This is a genomic window from Arenimonas sp. (assembly GCF_022842045.1).
GTDB lineage: Bacteria > Pseudomonadota > Gammaproteobacteria > Xanthomonadales > Xanthomonadaceae > Arenimonas.
In genome coordinates this window covers 1-14,513 of the sequence record NZ_JALHQI010000006.1, presented here as the reverse complement: position 1 = coordinate 14,513, position 14,513 = coordinate 1, and the positions used below count along the sequence as shown (strand labels likewise).

Sequence of the window (14,513 nt, the reverse complement as noted above, 5' to 3'; positions counted from 1 at the left end):
CGGTTGCCACCCGACGAGAGGCGCCCCCCGGGCGCCTCTCTGCGTTCAAGGAGCCCGCATGACCGTCCCCGCCACGTTCCGCGCCTTCCGCATCCATTCCGAGGGCGGCCATCGCGCCGGCCTTGAGTCGATCGCGCTCGACGGCCTGTCGCCGGGCGAAGTCGTCGTCCGCGCCGCCTTTTCGAGCGTCAACTACAAGGACGCGCTGGCCGGCACCGGCAGCGGCAAGATCCTGCGCCGCTTCCCGCTGGTCGGCGGCATCGACGTGGCCGGCCACGTGCTGGCTTCCACCGACCCGCGCTTCAAGGAAGGCGACGCCGTGCTGTGTACCGGCAGCGGCCTGTCGGAAACCCGCGACGGCGGCTATTCGGAGGTCGTGCGGCTGCCGGCCGAGTGGACGATCCCCCTGCCCGCCGGCCTGTCGCTGCGCGAGGCGATGATCCTGGGCACCGCCGGGTTCACCGCGGGCCTGTCCCTGCTGCGCATGGAGATGAACGGCCAGCTGCCGGCGATGGGTCCGGTGGTGGTCACCGGCGCCACCGGCGGCGTCGGCAGCCTGGCGCTGGACATCCTGACCCGCGCCGGCTACGAGGCCCACGCGATTTCCGGCAAGGCCGAGCACGCCGATTTCCTCCGGAAGCTCGGCGCCACCGAGGTGTTCCCCCGCGACACCCTCGACAGCGCCACCCGCCCGCTCGAGAACGCCCGCTGGGCCGGCGCCATCGACAACGTCGGCGACCCCGCGCTGGCCGCCCTCACCCGGGTCATCCAGCCCTACGGCAACATCGCGAGCTGTGGACTGGCCGGCAGCCCCGGGCTGTCCACCACGGTGATGCCCTTCATCATCCGGGGGGTGTCCCTGCTCGGCATCGCCTCGGCCGGCACCGCCCGCGGCCAGCGCGAGCAGGTCTGGGAGCGCCTGTCCGGGCCCTGGAAACCCGCCCACCTGGACGCGATCTGCACCCGGGAAGCCACGCTGGACCAGCTTCCCGACGTTTTCCCGGCCATGCTGGCCGGCCGGTCCTTCGGACGAACGGTCGTCCGGATTTGACCGAGGTTGCACCCTGACCGCCCCCCCGGCATACAATCACCTACCCGTTGGAGGCCCATTCATGGCACGCATCCTGATTGTTGATGATTCCCCGTCCCAGCTCATGGGCATGAAGCGCATCGTTGAGAAGCTCGGCCACGAGGCCCTGACGGCCGAGGACGGCTCCGCCGGCGTCGAAGCCGCGAAGGCGCACAAGCCCGACCTGATCCTGATGGACGTGGTCATGCCGAACCTCAACGGCTTCCAGGCCACCCGCGCCATCTCCAAGGAAGCGACCACGGCCCACATCCCCATCGTGCTGGTCACCACCAAGGACCAGGAGACCGACAAGGTCTGGGGCATGCGCCAGGGCGCGAAGGCCTACATCACCAAGCCCTTCAACGAGAACCAGCTGATCGAAGTCATCAACGGCCTGCTCGCCGGCGGTTGATGGGAGTTGGCGTGTCCGAACGCGGATCAGAGCGGATAGGCGCGGATAAAAGCTGATTCAATCGAATTACAGAAAAAGGCCTCGCATCAGCGAGGCCTTTGTCTTTTGGCAGGCTTCAATCACAAGTCCTATCCGCTTTTATCCGCGCGCATCCGCTCTGATCCGCGTTCATTCCCTGCCGCTCAGGCCTTGCGGGGATCGAAGTCGAAGGCGTCAGCCATCTGCTGGTACAGGGCCCTCTGGGCATCGGTGCTGGCCTTCGGGGCGCGGACCTCGAGTTCGACGATCTGGTCGCCGGCGGCGGGCTTGCCGGGCAGGCCGCGACCGCGCAGGCGCAGCTTGCGGCCCGTGTCGGAATCCGGCGGGATGCGCAGCTCCACCGCACCGCCCAGCGTGGGCACGCTCAGCGTCGCGCCCAGCGCCGCCTGCCAGGGCGCCAGCGGCAGCGTGTACAGCACGTTGCGGCCATCCACCTCGAACTGGGCGTGCGGGCGGTAGTCGATTTCCAGCAGCAGGTCGCTCGGGCGCGGCCCGCCGCGGCGGCCCTGCCCCGCCAGCCGGATCACCTGGCCCGGCGCAATGCCGGCCGGCACGTTCACGTCCAACGTGCGGCCGTCCACGGTGATGCGCTGCTTGCCGCCGGTGTAGGCCTGCTCCAGCGAGATCGCCAGCTTGGCGCGCACGTCGCCCTGCGGCGCCTGCGGCCGGCCCGGCCCGCGGCCACCGCCGAACAGCGACTCGAAGAAATCGCTGAAGCCGCCGCCCCCGCCGAAATCCTGCTCGTAGCGGAACCCGCCGCCGCCGAACCCGCCGCCGCCAAAACCCGGCGGCGGCCGGAACTCCTCGCCCGGGCGATAGCCCTGCGCGCGCAGCTGGTCGTACTCGGCGCGCTTGTCCTTGTCGCGCAGCACCTCGTAGGCCTCGTTGACGGCCTTGAAGCGCTCCTCGGCGCCGGCTTCCTTGCTCACGTCGGGGTGGTACTTGCGCGCCAGCCGGCGGTAGGCGGTCTTGATCTCGGCCTCGCCGGCGGTGGCTTCCACGCCGAGGGTGTCGTAGTAATCCTTGAACTGCATCGTCTGGCCTTGCGAAAGAAGAGGACCCGCAGGCCGAGCCCGCGGGTCCAGTTTATGCCTTCGGGGCGTTCGGGGCTGACGCCCCTCCCACAGGGGTTACATCACCTGGATGCGGCGCGGCGTGGTCTCCGGGCGCTTGGGGATGCTGATTTCGAGCACGCCGTGCTTGCCGGTGGCGGTGATGCCCTCGGGGTTGGCGCTGTCGGGCAGCGCGAAGCGGCGGTAGAACACGCCATGCGCGCGCTCGATGCGCGAGTAGCGGTCGCCTTCGGTGACCGACTCGGTCTGGCGCTCGCCCTTGATCGAGAGGATGCCCTTGTCCATCTGCACCTCGATCGCATTCGGGTCCACGCCCGGCAGGTCGGCCAGGATCAGGAAGCGCTCGGCCTCCTCCTTGATGTCCACGCGCGGCACCCACTGGCTGGTGACGACGCTGGAGGCGTCGGTGTCGTCGCCGTTGAAGAACTTGTCGAACACCTGCTTGATCTCGTCCTGCAGGTGGCGCGGGGCGGTGGTCGGGTAGCGGGTCAGGCTCATGTTCGTCTCTCCGTGTCAGCGGCGGCCAGCCCGGCCGCCATGCCCGGAACATAGGGTCCGGCCGGGCGGCTTCAAGCCCCCACCCGGGCGTCACGCCGGATGGTTAAACTCGCGTTCCGTTTCCCTCCCCATCCCTCGGAGCTGCCATGACCATCCAGATCGGCGACAAGATTCCCCAGGCCACCCTCAACATGCTCAAGGACGGCGTGCAGGCCGTGGACACCGCCGAACTGTTCGGCGGCAAGAAGGTGGTGCTGTTCGCGGTGCCGGGCGCGTTCACCCCGACCTGCTCGGCCAAGCACCTGCCGGGCTACGTCGAGCATTTCGACGAGTTCACCCGGCGCGGCATCGAGGTCGCCTGCCTGTCGGTCAACGACGCCTTCGTGATGGACGCCTGGGCGAAGAGCCAGGACGTGCCCGCCGGCGTGCACATGCTGGCCGACGGCAATGGCGCCTTCACCCAGGCCATGGGCCTGCAGCTCGACGCCACCGCGTTCGGCATGGGCCTGCGCGCCAAGCGCTTCGCCCTCTACGCCGAGGACGGCATCGTCAAGCAGCTCCACGTCGAAGCCCCCGGCGAGTTCAAGGTCTCCTCGGCCGAGTACGTGCTCGAGCACCTTGCCTGATCGGGCCACCGCCGGACGATCGGAAAGGCGGCTTCGGCCGCCTTTTTCTTTGGCCCGCTCCAACCTCGCTCCCTCGGCCTACCGTCTCCCTCGCTGACAGGACCGCCGGCCCAGGCCATCCGCCGCAGGGGCCCACGGCACGGAGTGCTATCCTCGGCCGGCGGCACCCGGCGGTTGCATGGCCAGCACGATTCGGAGCAACAACATGCGTATTGCCAGCCTGCTTCTTTGCTGCGGCGCCGCACTGCTGCTCGCGGCGTGTTCCGGGCAGGAGCCGGCCGGACCGTTGGCTCCCGAGGCGACCGCATCTGCGGATTCAGCGCTCGAACCCAGGATCGTTCTTCAGTTCGGCCACGCACAGCCCGTGGTCGCGGTGAAATGGCTCAACGGTTCAAGCCATCTGCTGTCGCTCGGGGAAGATGGCGGGATCGTGATCTGGGACGTTGCTACCGGCGCGATCGTCGACCAGGCGCGGATTCCCGTCCAGGGTGACCCGTCGGAAGCGAAGTTCCTTTGGTTCCAGGACATCCGGGCCGAGGAGGACGGCGAACGCCTGTCGTTCCTGTACACCGTCAACCCGCAGAATGAGGGTGAGATTTGCCCGAAGGCCGCGCTGGGTGAAGGACGGCGATGCAGCTACTCGCTCAACCTGGCCACCCGGGCGGTGACGCCCGACGGCACCTTGCCGGGAGCCGACAGTCCGGTCACGTACGGCCGCACGGACGCGGCCTTGAACTTCCCGCTGTCGCCCGACGGCCGCCTGCGCCCGGTGGCGTACCGCCCGGGATCGCTGGACATGACGCTCATCGTGGCCAGCACACCGGACTACGATTGCGACCGCACCGAGCAGTGCAATTACCTCATCCAACTCGAGGCGGTCGACGGCTCGGCGGCGCCGCGGACATTGCAGGGAAACCTTCGCAGCATGCTCTATGACCTCGGCCTGAGCGCCGATGGTCGCCGGCTGGTCAAGCTCGAGGCAACCAATGCCTTCAACGGCACCCGGGTCGAAATGATCGACATCGCCGGAAACTCGGCGGCCCCCCCCATGGTCCTTGACCGGCATTACATCGAAGTGCTGATGCTCGACGACGACCGCTTCGCGATCTTGAGCGACTGGGACATGCCGGGCAGCAGCCCCACGCACGGTGTGCTGGGAAGCGCCCCGGTGCTGGTCGTGGATCCCGACTGTGCCCGCGCGGAAAATTGCAGCGGACTCGAAAGCTACCAGCAGATGGTGTCGCTCGACGGACAGGGCAGTTTCCTGGGCACCGGACCCCGGCCCGAGTTCGCCGTCAATCCTTCCATGATGTCCGTCGACGACGAGTCCGCGGCGGACGAAGGGGCGGCCATATCCCTCTATCGCGCCGGAGGGGGCGCTTCCGGCGGCGGTTGGCAGCCGATGGAGCAGCCCGACTGGGGTGGCCAGGAGATCACCGCGCTCAGGCTGTCGCCAGACCGGAGCCGCCTGGCGGTCGCGACGCAGGAATGGGTCGCCAGGGATGACGCGCCGGCCATGGCGATCCTTCGCGTCTGGCTGCTGGATGTCGTCGGTGAGTCGCTGGTCCGGGGCCAGCAGGAGCGGGTGCGCATTGCGGATGACCAACCTGCGAACCGCCTCGGCATGTCCAACCCAATCACTGCGCTGGACTTCACGCCCGATGGCGAGAGGCTCCTGTTCACCCACAGTTATCTGCGCGGCGGGGACGACTCGGAGCTTTACGTCGTCGACGTCGACCCGACGGGAGACATCCGCAAGTTCGCGGGATTCGGCGCCAACAACGTCGCGGCCAGCAACACCCGGGTGTTCGGCCTCGAGCGCCAGGAACTGATCGCCATCGAGGACGGCCGGATCGTCCGCCGGGACATGAACGACGGCAACATCATCCGGGCAGGCTTCATCGAGGACAGCCGGTTGCTCTGGGCCGCCAATGTGGACGGCGCCATCCGCTTCCACGACAACGAGGACGGCAGCCTACAGCTCACGCTTTTCGTCTTCCCGGATGGGCGCTACTTCGCGGTGGCACCCGATGGCCGCTACGACACCAACCTGGAGGCCGACACCCGGCTGGTGCGCTGGCTCGTCCCGGATGCGCCGTGGCAGAGCCTGGCATCGCAGACGTTCATGCGCGACTACTACGAACCTGGCTTGTACCGCCGGCTGCTGGACTGCCGTGCCGCCAGCACCTGCGCGGACGCGTTCAAGCCACTACCGTCGATCGCCAGCCTCAACCGCGTGCTGCCGCAGGCGCGCATCACCGGCGTGCGGCCGGGCCAGGACGCCAGCGAGGCGGTGGTGACCGTCGAGCTGAGCGAAGGCGTGGATACCGACGCGGCCAATGGCAAGACCCGCTCGGGCCTCTACAACCCCCGGCTGTTCCGCAACGGCCGGCTGGTCGCGATGGAGCCTCGCCAGCAGGACGCCGCAGGCGCCGACATCACCGACTGGCGCGCGCGCAACGTCGTGCCCTCGGCCGATGGCATGCACACGCTTGAGTTCACCGTGCCTTTGCCGACGCAGGCCGATGCGGCCCAGGTGTTCTCGGCCTATGCCTTCAACGAGGACCGCATCAAGGGTGAAACCACCACCCTGGCCTGGACTCGCCCGGCCGTCGTGCCGCGCCCGCGTCGCGCCTACGTGCTGGCCATCGGCATCGATGACTACGACACCCCGCGCTTCCGGCTGAACTTCGCCGCGGCCGATGCGCGGCTGATGGCCTCGCAGCTGGCCGCCATTCCCGGCTACGAAACCCACTCGCTGGTGCTCACCGCCGAGCGCCAGGCCAATGGCGCGCGTGCGCGCGTGGATAGGGCGACGTTGGGCCGCGTGCTTTCGCTGCTGGCCGGCGATGAGGGCCGGGACGCCACGCTCGCCGCCCTGCGCGCGGAAGGCATCGAGGCGGGGATGCTGCAGCCGGCGACGCCCGACGACGCGGTGATCGTCAGCTTCTCCGGCCACGGCTGGGCCAGTCCGCGCGGCGACTTCTACCTGATCCCCGGCGACGGCCGCTGGCCGGAGGGCTCGGCGACCCCGGACCTGTCCACGGTGTTCTCCACGGCGGACCTCGTGGCGCCGTTCCAGCGGATGCAGGCGGGCGAGATCGCGCTGGTGATCGACGCCTGCCATTCGGCGGCCAGCGTGTCCGATGGCCGCTTCAAGCCGGGGCCGATGGGCGACAGCGGGCTGGGCCAGCTGGCCTACGACAAAGGCATCCGCATCCTCGCCGCGACCCAGGCCGACGACGTCGCGCTGGAGGACGCGCGCCTGGGGCAGGGCCTGCTGACCTATGCACTGGCGGTCGACGGGCTGGGCGCCGGCCAGGCCGACCTGGATGGGGATCGCGAGATCCGCGTCGACGAATGGCTGGCGTATTCGATCCGGCGCATGCCGGGCCTGGCCAACGATGCCCGGGTCGGACGCCTGGCCCCGACCGGCGAAGGTGCGCGCGCGATCACCTTCCACGACCTGCCGGCCGATGCCCCGGCGCGACGCGTCCAGCAGCCTGCCCTGTTCGACTTCAACCCGCGTCCCAGCACGCTGGTGCTGCGCAAGGAGGCAAGATGACGCGCCTTGCCTTGGTCACCGGTCTTCTCGCGGTGTTGCTGTGCGGCTGCAGCGGGGCACCGGAGGGCGGCGCGGAGTCGCCGGCCGCGCCCCCCGCGCAGGACACCCGCCGAATCCATGCCCTGATCGTCGGCATCGACCGCTACCGCTATTCGGATGCGCGGGTCCCGGGCGCCGTGTTTTCCGACCTGCGCGGCGCGGTTGGCGACGCCTTGCGCTTCAAGCAGGCGCTGGCCGAGCTGTACGGCGTCGACGTGGACGTGCCCGCGGCCGGCGCCTGTGATTCCTCCAACGCATTCACCACCACGCTGACCAACGACTGCGCGACCCGGGCCCGGATCCTGGAGGCGCTGGGGCAGCGGATCGACACGCTTCGCCCCGGCGACACGCTGCTGTTCTATTTCGCAGGCCACGGTTCGCGCTACAGCGACGACGAGGCCCGCGACCAGGACACCGGCTACAACGGCACCCTGCTGCCGGCCGACGCCCGCAGTCCGGACGGGGCACCGGGCGATATCTTCGACGTCGAGCTCAAGGTCCTCAAGGACCGCGTGACCGTGGCCGGCCTTTATTTCGTCAGCGTGTTCGACTCCTGCAACTCGGCCACCGCCACGCGGGCCGGCGCCGCGGGCCTGTCCCGCAGCGCACCCGCACTCGCCGGGGCCACGCCGCCGGTGCCGGAGGCCATGCCGCGCGGCGCCGCCAGCGGCGGCGGCTACTGGGTGCACCTGGCCGCCGCACAGGACGGCGAGGAGGCCCAGGAAACCGGCGGCGGTGCGGTTGGTGCGCGCGCCGGCGTGTTCACCACCGCGCTGCTCGACACCCTGCGCATGCCCGGCATGCGCGACGCGACGTTCGGCGACCTGATCCACGAAGTGCGCCTGCGCGTCGCCGCCCGCGGCCACGTCGCGCAGACCCCGTCGGCCGAAGGTGCGCTGACGGCCGTGTTCGGCGCGCGCTCGCGCACCGCGGTGCTCTACGACGTCACGCAGGCCGGCGGCAAGGCGACGCTCCAGGCGGGCGTGACCGGCGGCATCACACGGGGTTCGCGCTTCGCTCTCTACGCCAGCCAGGCCGATGCCGTGGCGCGGCGGGCCAGCGTTTCCACCGCGACGGTCGCTGCCGTCGACGCCACCACCGCCACGCTGGCGCTCGACACCCCGCCGCAGGGTCCGCTCCCGGACCGTCTGGTCGCGGAACAGGTCGCCCACTTCCTCCCGGCGGACACCCTCGCGGTGGCCATCGACCTGCCCGCAGGCCCGGCCCGGGACGCCGCGGAGGCCGCGCTGCGCGCGACCGGCTTCGCCGAAGTGGCGGCGAACGGCGCGACCCGCCTTCTCCCGGCCGAAGGCGATGCGGATGCGATCGCGCTGCGCGCCGATGACGGCACGCTGCTGGCGGCCACGCTGGGGCGCGCCGACGACCCCGGATTCGCGGACCGCCTGGCCGATGCCCTGCGCAAGATCGCGCGCGTGCAGCAGCTGCTCTCGCTGCGCACCAGCGCCGGCGGCACCGACGCCGATCCGTTCCCGGTCGCGGCCTGCATCGCGGCCGACGGCTATCGCCCCACCGCCTGCCCGGCGCTGGAGGCCGGCGGCGTGCGCCGGATCGGCGTCGGCGAGCGGATCACCGCGACCGTGATCAATCGCGGGACGCGCCCCGCCTATGTCTACGTGCTCGCGATCGACCCGTTCAACGCCGTCGACCTGGTGCTGCCCAAGCCGGGCGAGTTCGACCAGCCGCTGCCGCCCAACCAGCCGTACCGGCGCTCGGCGATGTCCTTCGACACCCCGGGGGCTTATCGATTCGTCGTGCTTGCCAGCGCCCGCCCGATCCGCGCCGATGCCTTCCAGCAAGCCGGGACCGGCACGCGCGACCTCGCCGCCTGCACCTCGCCACTCGAGCGCCTGCTGTGCGCGAGCAGCGAGGGCCGGCGCGACCTGGGGGTCGCCGCGGTCGGCGACTGGTCTGCCCAGGTGTCCACCGTACTCGCCACCCCCGAGGAACTGCCATGAGCCATGCCACCTGCCCCACCCTGTTCACCGGCCTTCTGGTTACCGTGCTGCTGGCGGCGTGCGGCGATCGCGGCCAGGCGCCGCAGGCCGCCGCTCCGGTCGCGGCGCCCTTGCCGGCGCAGCCCCTGGTCACCGCCGAAGACTGCGGAATCCGGCGCGCACGCCACGACGACGCCGGCACACGAATCGTCGGTGGCCAACCGGCGCGCCCGGGCTCCGCGCCATGGCAGGTCGAGATCCTGTCCACGCCCGCCTACGACGACGCCGACCGCGCCTACGATGCGACCCTGGACCACCAGGATCCGTGCAAGATCCACCTGGCCGAGCGCGCGCCCTGGGAGCTGGCGCACAAGTGCGGCGGCTCCTGGATCGGTGACGGCTGGATCGCGACCGCAGCGCACTGCGTGGACAATATCCCCGGCTTCGACGGACGCGAGGGCAATGTGCTCACCGACCGCCGGCTGCGCCTGGGGACCCAGAACATCAGCGTGGATGATGGTCTGTTCGCGATTGATGCCGTGGTCATCCACGGCGGCTATTCCAAGGCGACGAAGCTCGACGACATCGCCCTGGTCCGGGTGGCCACCGATCCGCGCATTGCCGAATTCGAGGCCAGCGGGCGGCTGGCCGCGGTGCCCTTGATGGGTGCCGCCGACCGCGACTTCGACGCGGGCGAGGCCTTGCGCGTCACCGGATGGGGCTGGATGGGGAAGCGCAGTGCGCGCGCGGTGGTGACGCGCCTGGACAGCGCGCAGCGACTGCAGCGCAATCCGGCGGAGCTGCAGCAGCTGACCCTGCACTACCTGCCCGATGCGCTGTGCGAGGCCGAATACGGGGCCTTCTACGGCCCGGGCGCGCTTTGCGCCGGTAGCCTGGCGGCGGACGGCAGCATCGAAGTCGGCAAGGACAGCTGCCAGGGCGACAGCGGCGGGCCGCTGACCCGCGAGGAAGACGGAGGCCGGCGCAGCCTGGTGGGCATCGTCTCGGGCGGCAAGGGCTGCGGTGCGGGCAAGCCGGCGGTGTACACCCGCGTGTCGCACTACGAAGCCTGGGTGGCCGAGGCGAAGGCCGCGGCCAAGTCCGGCGAGGTGGTGCGCGTACCGGTCCCGGCCGCAGCGCCCGGATCGCGCTGACGCGACCCGGGCTGCGCGGACCGACGCGCGGTTACTGTTCGTCGGGCGTGGTGCGCTCGACCGTGCCGGTCTGCTCTTCCGGCGCGGTGCGTTCGACCGTGCCGGTCTGCTCCTCGGGCGCGGTGCGCTCGACCGTACCGGTCTGTTCTTCGGGCGTCGTGCGTTCGACGGTACCGGTCTGCTCTTCGGGCGCGCTGCGCTCGACCGTGCCGGTTTGCGGGTCGGGCGCGACGTCCGCCGCCGGCTCCGCCGGCCGCTTGCAGGCCGCCAGGCCCAGGCCAAGACCAACCACCAGGCAGGTGGCGAAAACGTTACGCATGGTGCTTCTCCTCTGTTCCCCCGTGGATCATGCGAAGCCGACGGATTTCGCAAGCGCGAGGTACCCGTCGGTACCGTGAAGCCCTGCCAACAGCGGGTCAGCGTACATCAACATGATGCCGCCGTCGCGAAGGTCCCACGCCGCCTGCAGCGACGCCAGCGCCTTCGCCGCGTCACCCCATTGGGCGTAAACCTGCGCGTACTGGTAGTGGCTCTTGTCGCCCTGCTCGGCGACCAACTCCGCCAGTGCGGCCTCCGCCGCCGCGCGGTCGCCGGCGCGGTGGGCCAGGATGGCGAGCCCGGGAAGCCGGCGCACGGCGCCCCGCTCCTTCGAGAAAGAGGCGCGGGCATCGTCGTCGGCGCCGGCCATCAGCTGCGCGAAACCCATCGAGGCGTGCACGCCGGCCAGGGTCGGGTTGAGTTCAATGGCCCGGCGATAGGCCGTGATCGCACCGGCAGGGTCGCCCGCGTTGTGGCGGATGTCGCCCTGCGATCGGAACGCGCGCGCGTTCAGGGGATCGAGCGTGGCCGCGCGCTGGATCACCTCGGCCGCGCGGGCGTGGTCGCGCAGGTTGGAGCGGAAGGTCGCGTAGCGGGCCAGGATGTCCGCGTTGCCGGGCGCCAGTGCGTAGGACCGATCGAACGGCTCGCGGGCGCCCCGCATGTCGAGCTTGCCGCTGGCCAGGGCGAAGCCCAGCGCGGAAAAGGCTTCCGCGAAGTCCGGCGCCAGGGTCGCCGCGGCGCGCGCGGCGACTTCCGCGGCATCGTAGGCCTGCACGCGTTCGTCGTGGGCCGCGTAGAGGTTGCCGATCACCACCAGCGCACGGGCCCGTGCCGCATGTGCACCCGCGTATCGCTCGTCGATCTCGATCGCACGTTCGAAGTACCGCAGGGCGCGGCGATCGCTGGCCTCGTCGATACCGGCTTCGTACAGCGCGCGCCCGTGGAGGTAGGCGTCGAACGCCGCGACGTCGTCGGTGCCACCGGGCATCTTCGCGCCGCCGGCGTCGGGACCCTCGACCGCCGCCGACAGCGCGCCGGCGACGGCGGCGCCGATCTCCGACTGCACGGCGAAGACATCGGCCAGCGGGCGCTCCCAGCTGTCGGCCCAGCGACTCAGGCCGGTGCTGCCGTCCACGAGCTCGGCAGCGACCTTGACCCGGCCACCCGCCTTCTGGACGTTGCCGCCCAGCAGGAAATCAACGCCGAGTGCGCGCGCGATCGCGCGGCTATCCAGCTGCCCGTTGGCCACCAGTTCCGAAGACGTCTGCCCGGCGATCTGCAGCAGCGCATTGCGCGACAACCGCACCCGGATTTCCGAGGTCAGGCCATCGGAGAAGTAGCGCTGCTCGGGATCACCGCTGAGATTCTCGAAGGGCAGCACCGCGATGCGGCGCAGGCCCTCCGCGCCGCCCGGCGCGGCGAACCAGCCGCGCGACCAGCCCACCACGCCGACCACGGCCACGGCGATCGCAGCGGCACCGCCACCGATCAGCAAGCCGCGGCGCGAGGCATCCACCGGCAAGGGGGCGCCCCCTGCCGCCGGCGGCCGCGGCAAGGGCTCGCGCCCGGCAACCAGGGACACCGCACGGAGCACCGCCTGCAGGGACGCCGGAGCGACGGCCCCCTGGCCGTGGTCCAGCCTGATCGACTGGTATTGGCGGAAGCCCAGGGGCGGCTCGGTCCCATCGATCGACAGCGGCACGAGCTTCTTGAGGTCGCGGCCGCGGGCGGCCTCGTCCAGCACCCAGTCCGAGTCAACCGATTGCCGGGACCACAGGACGATCACCGCATCGCTGGCGGCCAGCGCCGTCTCGATGGTCTTGGCGAAGGCGGCGCCGGCCTCGATCAGCGTGTCCCACCAGACCCGCAGTCCCGCCTGCTCCAGCGCCTGAGCCAACTGCCTGGCCTGGGCCTGGTCGGCGCGGGCGTAACTCAGGAAAACGGTCGGTGGCGGCGTCCCCGCGCTGCCTGCGTCATCGCTGGACATGGTGATCGGCCCTACCCCTCGAAGGTCCCATCTTACGACGAAAAACCAAAGCCAAAGCCCGCCGGGAACGGCCGCTGGCGGCCCGGCAACCACTTCGCGCATGCACCATCCGGCTCAGCGCACGACGTGAACGGTGAGCTCGTCGAAGGCACCGGTATCCGCCAGTGCGGTGATGCGCTGCGTGCCCGTCGTGTCGAAGGCGTGTGTCCATGGGCGCGGGCCCAGGGTTTCGCCGGCCAGGCGACCATTGACCAGCCAGCGCACGCGCGCCTGCGTGCCGAACGCGCGCAGTCGCAAGGTGGCCGGCTGGGTGCTGCCGGGCGCACGCGCCAGGCGCGCGCCCTGCCCCGGGCCGTCGATCCGCAGCGACTCCATCGCCTCGAGGGCATCCGGCGTGCAGTCCCGCGCCAGCGGCGGAATCGCGCTGGCGCGCCGGGTGGACGCAGAAAGCCACGGATAGGCCAGCACGGGCCAACGCGCCACCTCGATGCGTTGGCGGGCGTGTGCGCCGCTGCAGCCCGCGGAGAGGCGCTGCCCGGTGCGCGGATCCACGTCCAGTGGCACGCGCCCGGCGCCCCACAGGCGCGCGTCGCGCTCGGGCAGGGTGGGCGGCAGGGTGCCGGCCAGCGTGAAGGCCTCATGCGTTTCATGGCATAGCGACGGCGCGGCCGGATCCGGCGGCAGACCCAGCGGCCAGCAGATGTCGATCATTCGCACGTTGGCGGGCATGCCGCGCCGCGCGACGTCGGCGCCGCGCCGGGGCAGGCTGTCCACCACTTCGAACAGCAGCGGCAGCGCAGTGATCGCGCCGTACTGCCCCGGCAGCGGCGTGCCATCGGGGCGGCCGACCCACACGCCGACCGTGTAGCGCGCCGTGCCACCCAGCGCCCAGGCGTCGCGGAAGCCGTAGCTGGTGCCGGTCTTCCAGGCCACGCGCGGGCGGCCCCCGGTGTCGAAGGCGTCGTCGCGCTGGCCTGGGCGGCCGTGCTGCTCGAGGATCTCGCGGATGATCCAGGCCGCCTCCGGCGACAGCAGCCGGCGCTCCTGGCGCGGCGCGTCCGGCCGGTAGCGCACCGTGCCGGCGAGGCCTTCGTGGTTGAGCGCGCGGTAGGCCCCGACCAGATCCTCGAGCCGCGTGCCGGTGCCGCCCAGCACCATCGACAGGTTCGGCTGCGCGCCGCGCGGCAGCTGCAGCACCAGGCCCGCGTGCGCCAGCCGGGCGGCGAACCGCTCCGGCCCGACGCGGTCGAGCAGGTCCACGGCCGGCACGTTCAGCGACAACCGCAGCGCCTCGGCGACCGTCACCGGGCCATTGAAGGTCGGGTCGAAGTTCGCCGGCCGGTAGTCGCCGAAACTCTGCGGCGCGTCCACCAGCAGGCTGGCCGAGTGCACCAGCCCGTCGTCGATCGCCAGCCCGTACAGGAAGGGCTTGAGCGTGGAACCCGGCGAGCGCGTGGCCCGCACCATGTCCACGTGGCCGAGCCGGCGCGCGTCGCCGAAGGCCAGCGAGCCGACGTACGCGCGCGCCTCCAGCGTGTCGTTCTCGACCACCAGCAGCGCCGCCGAGGTACGTTCCGGCAGGCGCGCGAAGTACGCCGCCACGCGCTCCTCGAGCACGCGCTGCAGCCCCGCGTCGAGCGTGCTGCGGATGCGCGTGGCGCCGGGATCGGCGACGCGCAGCCGCCGCGCCAGCAGGGCGGCCGACATCGGCGGCTGCAGTTGGCGCGCGACCACCGTCTCCAGGCGCGCATCGGCGACCTCGGCCGGCGACCACG

General features: G+C 71.2%; 11 protein-coding genes. 6 read left to right on the top strand and 5 right to left on the bottom strand.

The window, feature by feature from the left end; all coding sequences use genetic code 11:
- Window positions 1–58: 58 nt before the first annotated feature.
- Window positions 59–1,051, top strand: coding sequence for an oxidoreductase (locus Q0C12_RS02560; RefSeq protein ID WP_290885759.1), 993 nt, complete (start codon window positions 59–61; stop codon window positions 1,049–1,051).
- A 61-nt stretch (window positions 1,052–1,112) separates the two neighbouring features.
- On the top strand, window positions 1,113–1,481 hold the full coding sequence (locus Q0C12_RS02555) for a response regulator (protein WP_290885756.1): 369 nt from the start codon (window positions 1,113–1,115) through the stop codon (window positions 1,479–1,481).
- A 182-nt stretch (window positions 1,482–1,663) separates the two neighbouring features.
- On the opposite strand, the gene Q0C12_RS02550 is transcribed toward Q0C12_RS02555, so the two are convergent.
- Window positions 1,664–2,554, bottom strand: coding sequence for a DnaJ C-terminal domain-containing protein (locus Q0C12_RS02550; protein WP_290885753.1), 891 nt, complete (start codon window positions 2,552–2,554; stop codon window positions 1,664–1,666).
- 96 nt (window positions 2,555–2,650) lie between these two features.
- Window positions 2,651–3,091 carry an Hsp20/alpha crystallin family protein gene (locus Q0C12_RS02545; RefSeq protein WP_290885750.1) on the bottom strand — a complete coding sequence of 147 codons (441 nt, stop codon included), beginning with the start codon at window positions 3,089–3,091 and terminating at the stop codon, window positions 2,651–2,653.
- A gap of 146 nt (window positions 3,092–3,237) precedes the next feature.
- On the opposite strand from Q0C12_RS02545, the gene Q0C12_RS02540 reads away from it, so the two are divergent.
- From Q0C12_RS02540 to Q0C12_RS02525, 4 genes are all read left to right on the top strand, one after another.
- A complete protein-coding gene (locus Q0C12_RS02540) occupies window positions 3,238–3,717 on the top strand; it encodes a peroxiredoxin (protein ID WP_290885747.1) in 480 nt (159 codons plus the stop codon).
- 364 nt (window positions 3,718–4,081) lie between these two features.
- Window positions 4,082–7,282: a caspase family protein gene (locus Q0C12_RS02535; protein ID WP_290885744.1), complete on the top strand. Its 3,201-nt coding sequence runs from the start codon at window positions 4,082–4,084 to the stop codon at window positions 7,280–7,282.
- Window positions 7,279–9,297 (top strand): caspase family protein, encoded by a 2,019-nt coding sequence (locus Q0C12_RS02530; protein WP_290885736.1) that lies wholly within the window; start codon window positions 7,279–7,281, stop codon window positions 9,295–9,297. The genes Q0C12_RS02535 and Q0C12_RS02530 overlap by 4 nt, the downstream gene beginning before the upstream one ends.
- Window positions 9,294–10,430 (top strand): serine protease, encoded by a 1,137-nt coding sequence (locus Q0C12_RS02525; RefSeq protein WP_290885731.1) that lies wholly within the window; start codon window positions 9,294–9,296, stop codon window positions 10,428–10,430. The genes Q0C12_RS02530 and Q0C12_RS02525 overlap by 4 nt, the downstream gene beginning before the upstream one ends.
- 31 nt (window positions 10,431–10,461) lie before the next feature.
- Here Q0C12_RS02525 and Q0C12_RS02520 read toward each other — a convergent pair whose 3' ends face one another.
- From Q0C12_RS02520 to Q0C12_RS02510, 3 genes are all read right to left on the bottom strand, one after another.
- Entirely contained in the window at window positions 10,462–10,749 is a 288-nt protein-coding gene (locus Q0C12_RS02520) for a hypothetical protein (RefSeq protein ID WP_290885725.1), read from the bottom strand.
- A 27-nt stretch (window positions 10,750–10,776) separates the two neighbouring features.
- Window positions 10,777–12,738: a TIR domain-containing protein gene (locus tag Q0C12_RS02515; RefSeq protein WP_290885724.1), complete on the bottom strand. Its 1,962-nt coding sequence runs from the start codon at window positions 12,736–12,738 to the stop codon at window positions 10,777–10,779.
- A gap of 114 nt (window positions 12,739–12,852) precedes the next feature.
- A partial coding sequence (locus tag Q0C12_RS02510) for a penicillin-binding transpeptidase domain-containing protein (protein ID WP_290885723.1) occupies window positions 12,853–14,513 on the bottom strand: 1,661 nt, incomplete at its 5' end.

What these genes read in the sequence shown, in the direction of transcription:
- Q0C12_RS02515 (WP_290885724.1), bottom strand. Translation starts at nt 12,738, where the DNA reads ATGTCCAGCGATGACGCAGGCAGCGCGGGGACGCCGCCACCGACCGTT.
- Q0C12_RS02555 (WP_290885756.1), top strand. Translation starts at nt 1,113, where the DNA reads ATGGCACGCATCCTGATTGTTGATGATTCCCCGTCCCAGCTCATGGGC.
- Q0C12_RS02550 (WP_290885753.1), bottom strand. Translation starts at nt 2,554, where the DNA reads ATGCAGTTCAAGGATTACTACGACACCCTCGGCGTGGAAGCCACCGCC.
- Q0C12_RS02530 (WP_290885736.1), top strand. Translation starts at nt 7,279, where the DNA reads ATGACGCGCCTTGCCTTGGTCACCGGTCTTCTCGCGGTGTTGCTGTGC.
- Q0C12_RS02545 (WP_290885750.1), bottom strand. Translation starts at nt 3,091, where the DNA reads ATGAGCCTGACCCGCTACCCGACCACCGCCCCGCGCCACCTGCAGGAC.
- Q0C12_RS02525 (WP_290885731.1), top strand. Translation starts at nt 9,294, where the DNA reads ATGAGCCATGCCACCTGCCCCACCCTGTTCACCGGCCTTCTGGTTACC.
- Q0C12_RS02560 (WP_290885759.1), top strand. Translation starts at nt 59, where the DNA reads ATGACCGTCCCCGCCACGTTCCGCGCCTTCCGCATCCATTCCGAGGGC.
- Q0C12_RS02540 (WP_290885747.1), top strand. Translation starts at nt 3,238, where the DNA reads ATGACCATCCAGATCGGCGACAAGATTCCCCAGGCCACCCTCAACATG.
- Q0C12_RS02520 (WP_290885725.1), bottom strand. Translation starts at nt 10,749, where the DNA reads ATGCGTAACGTTTTCGCCACCTGCCTGGTGGTTGGTCTTGGCCTGGGC.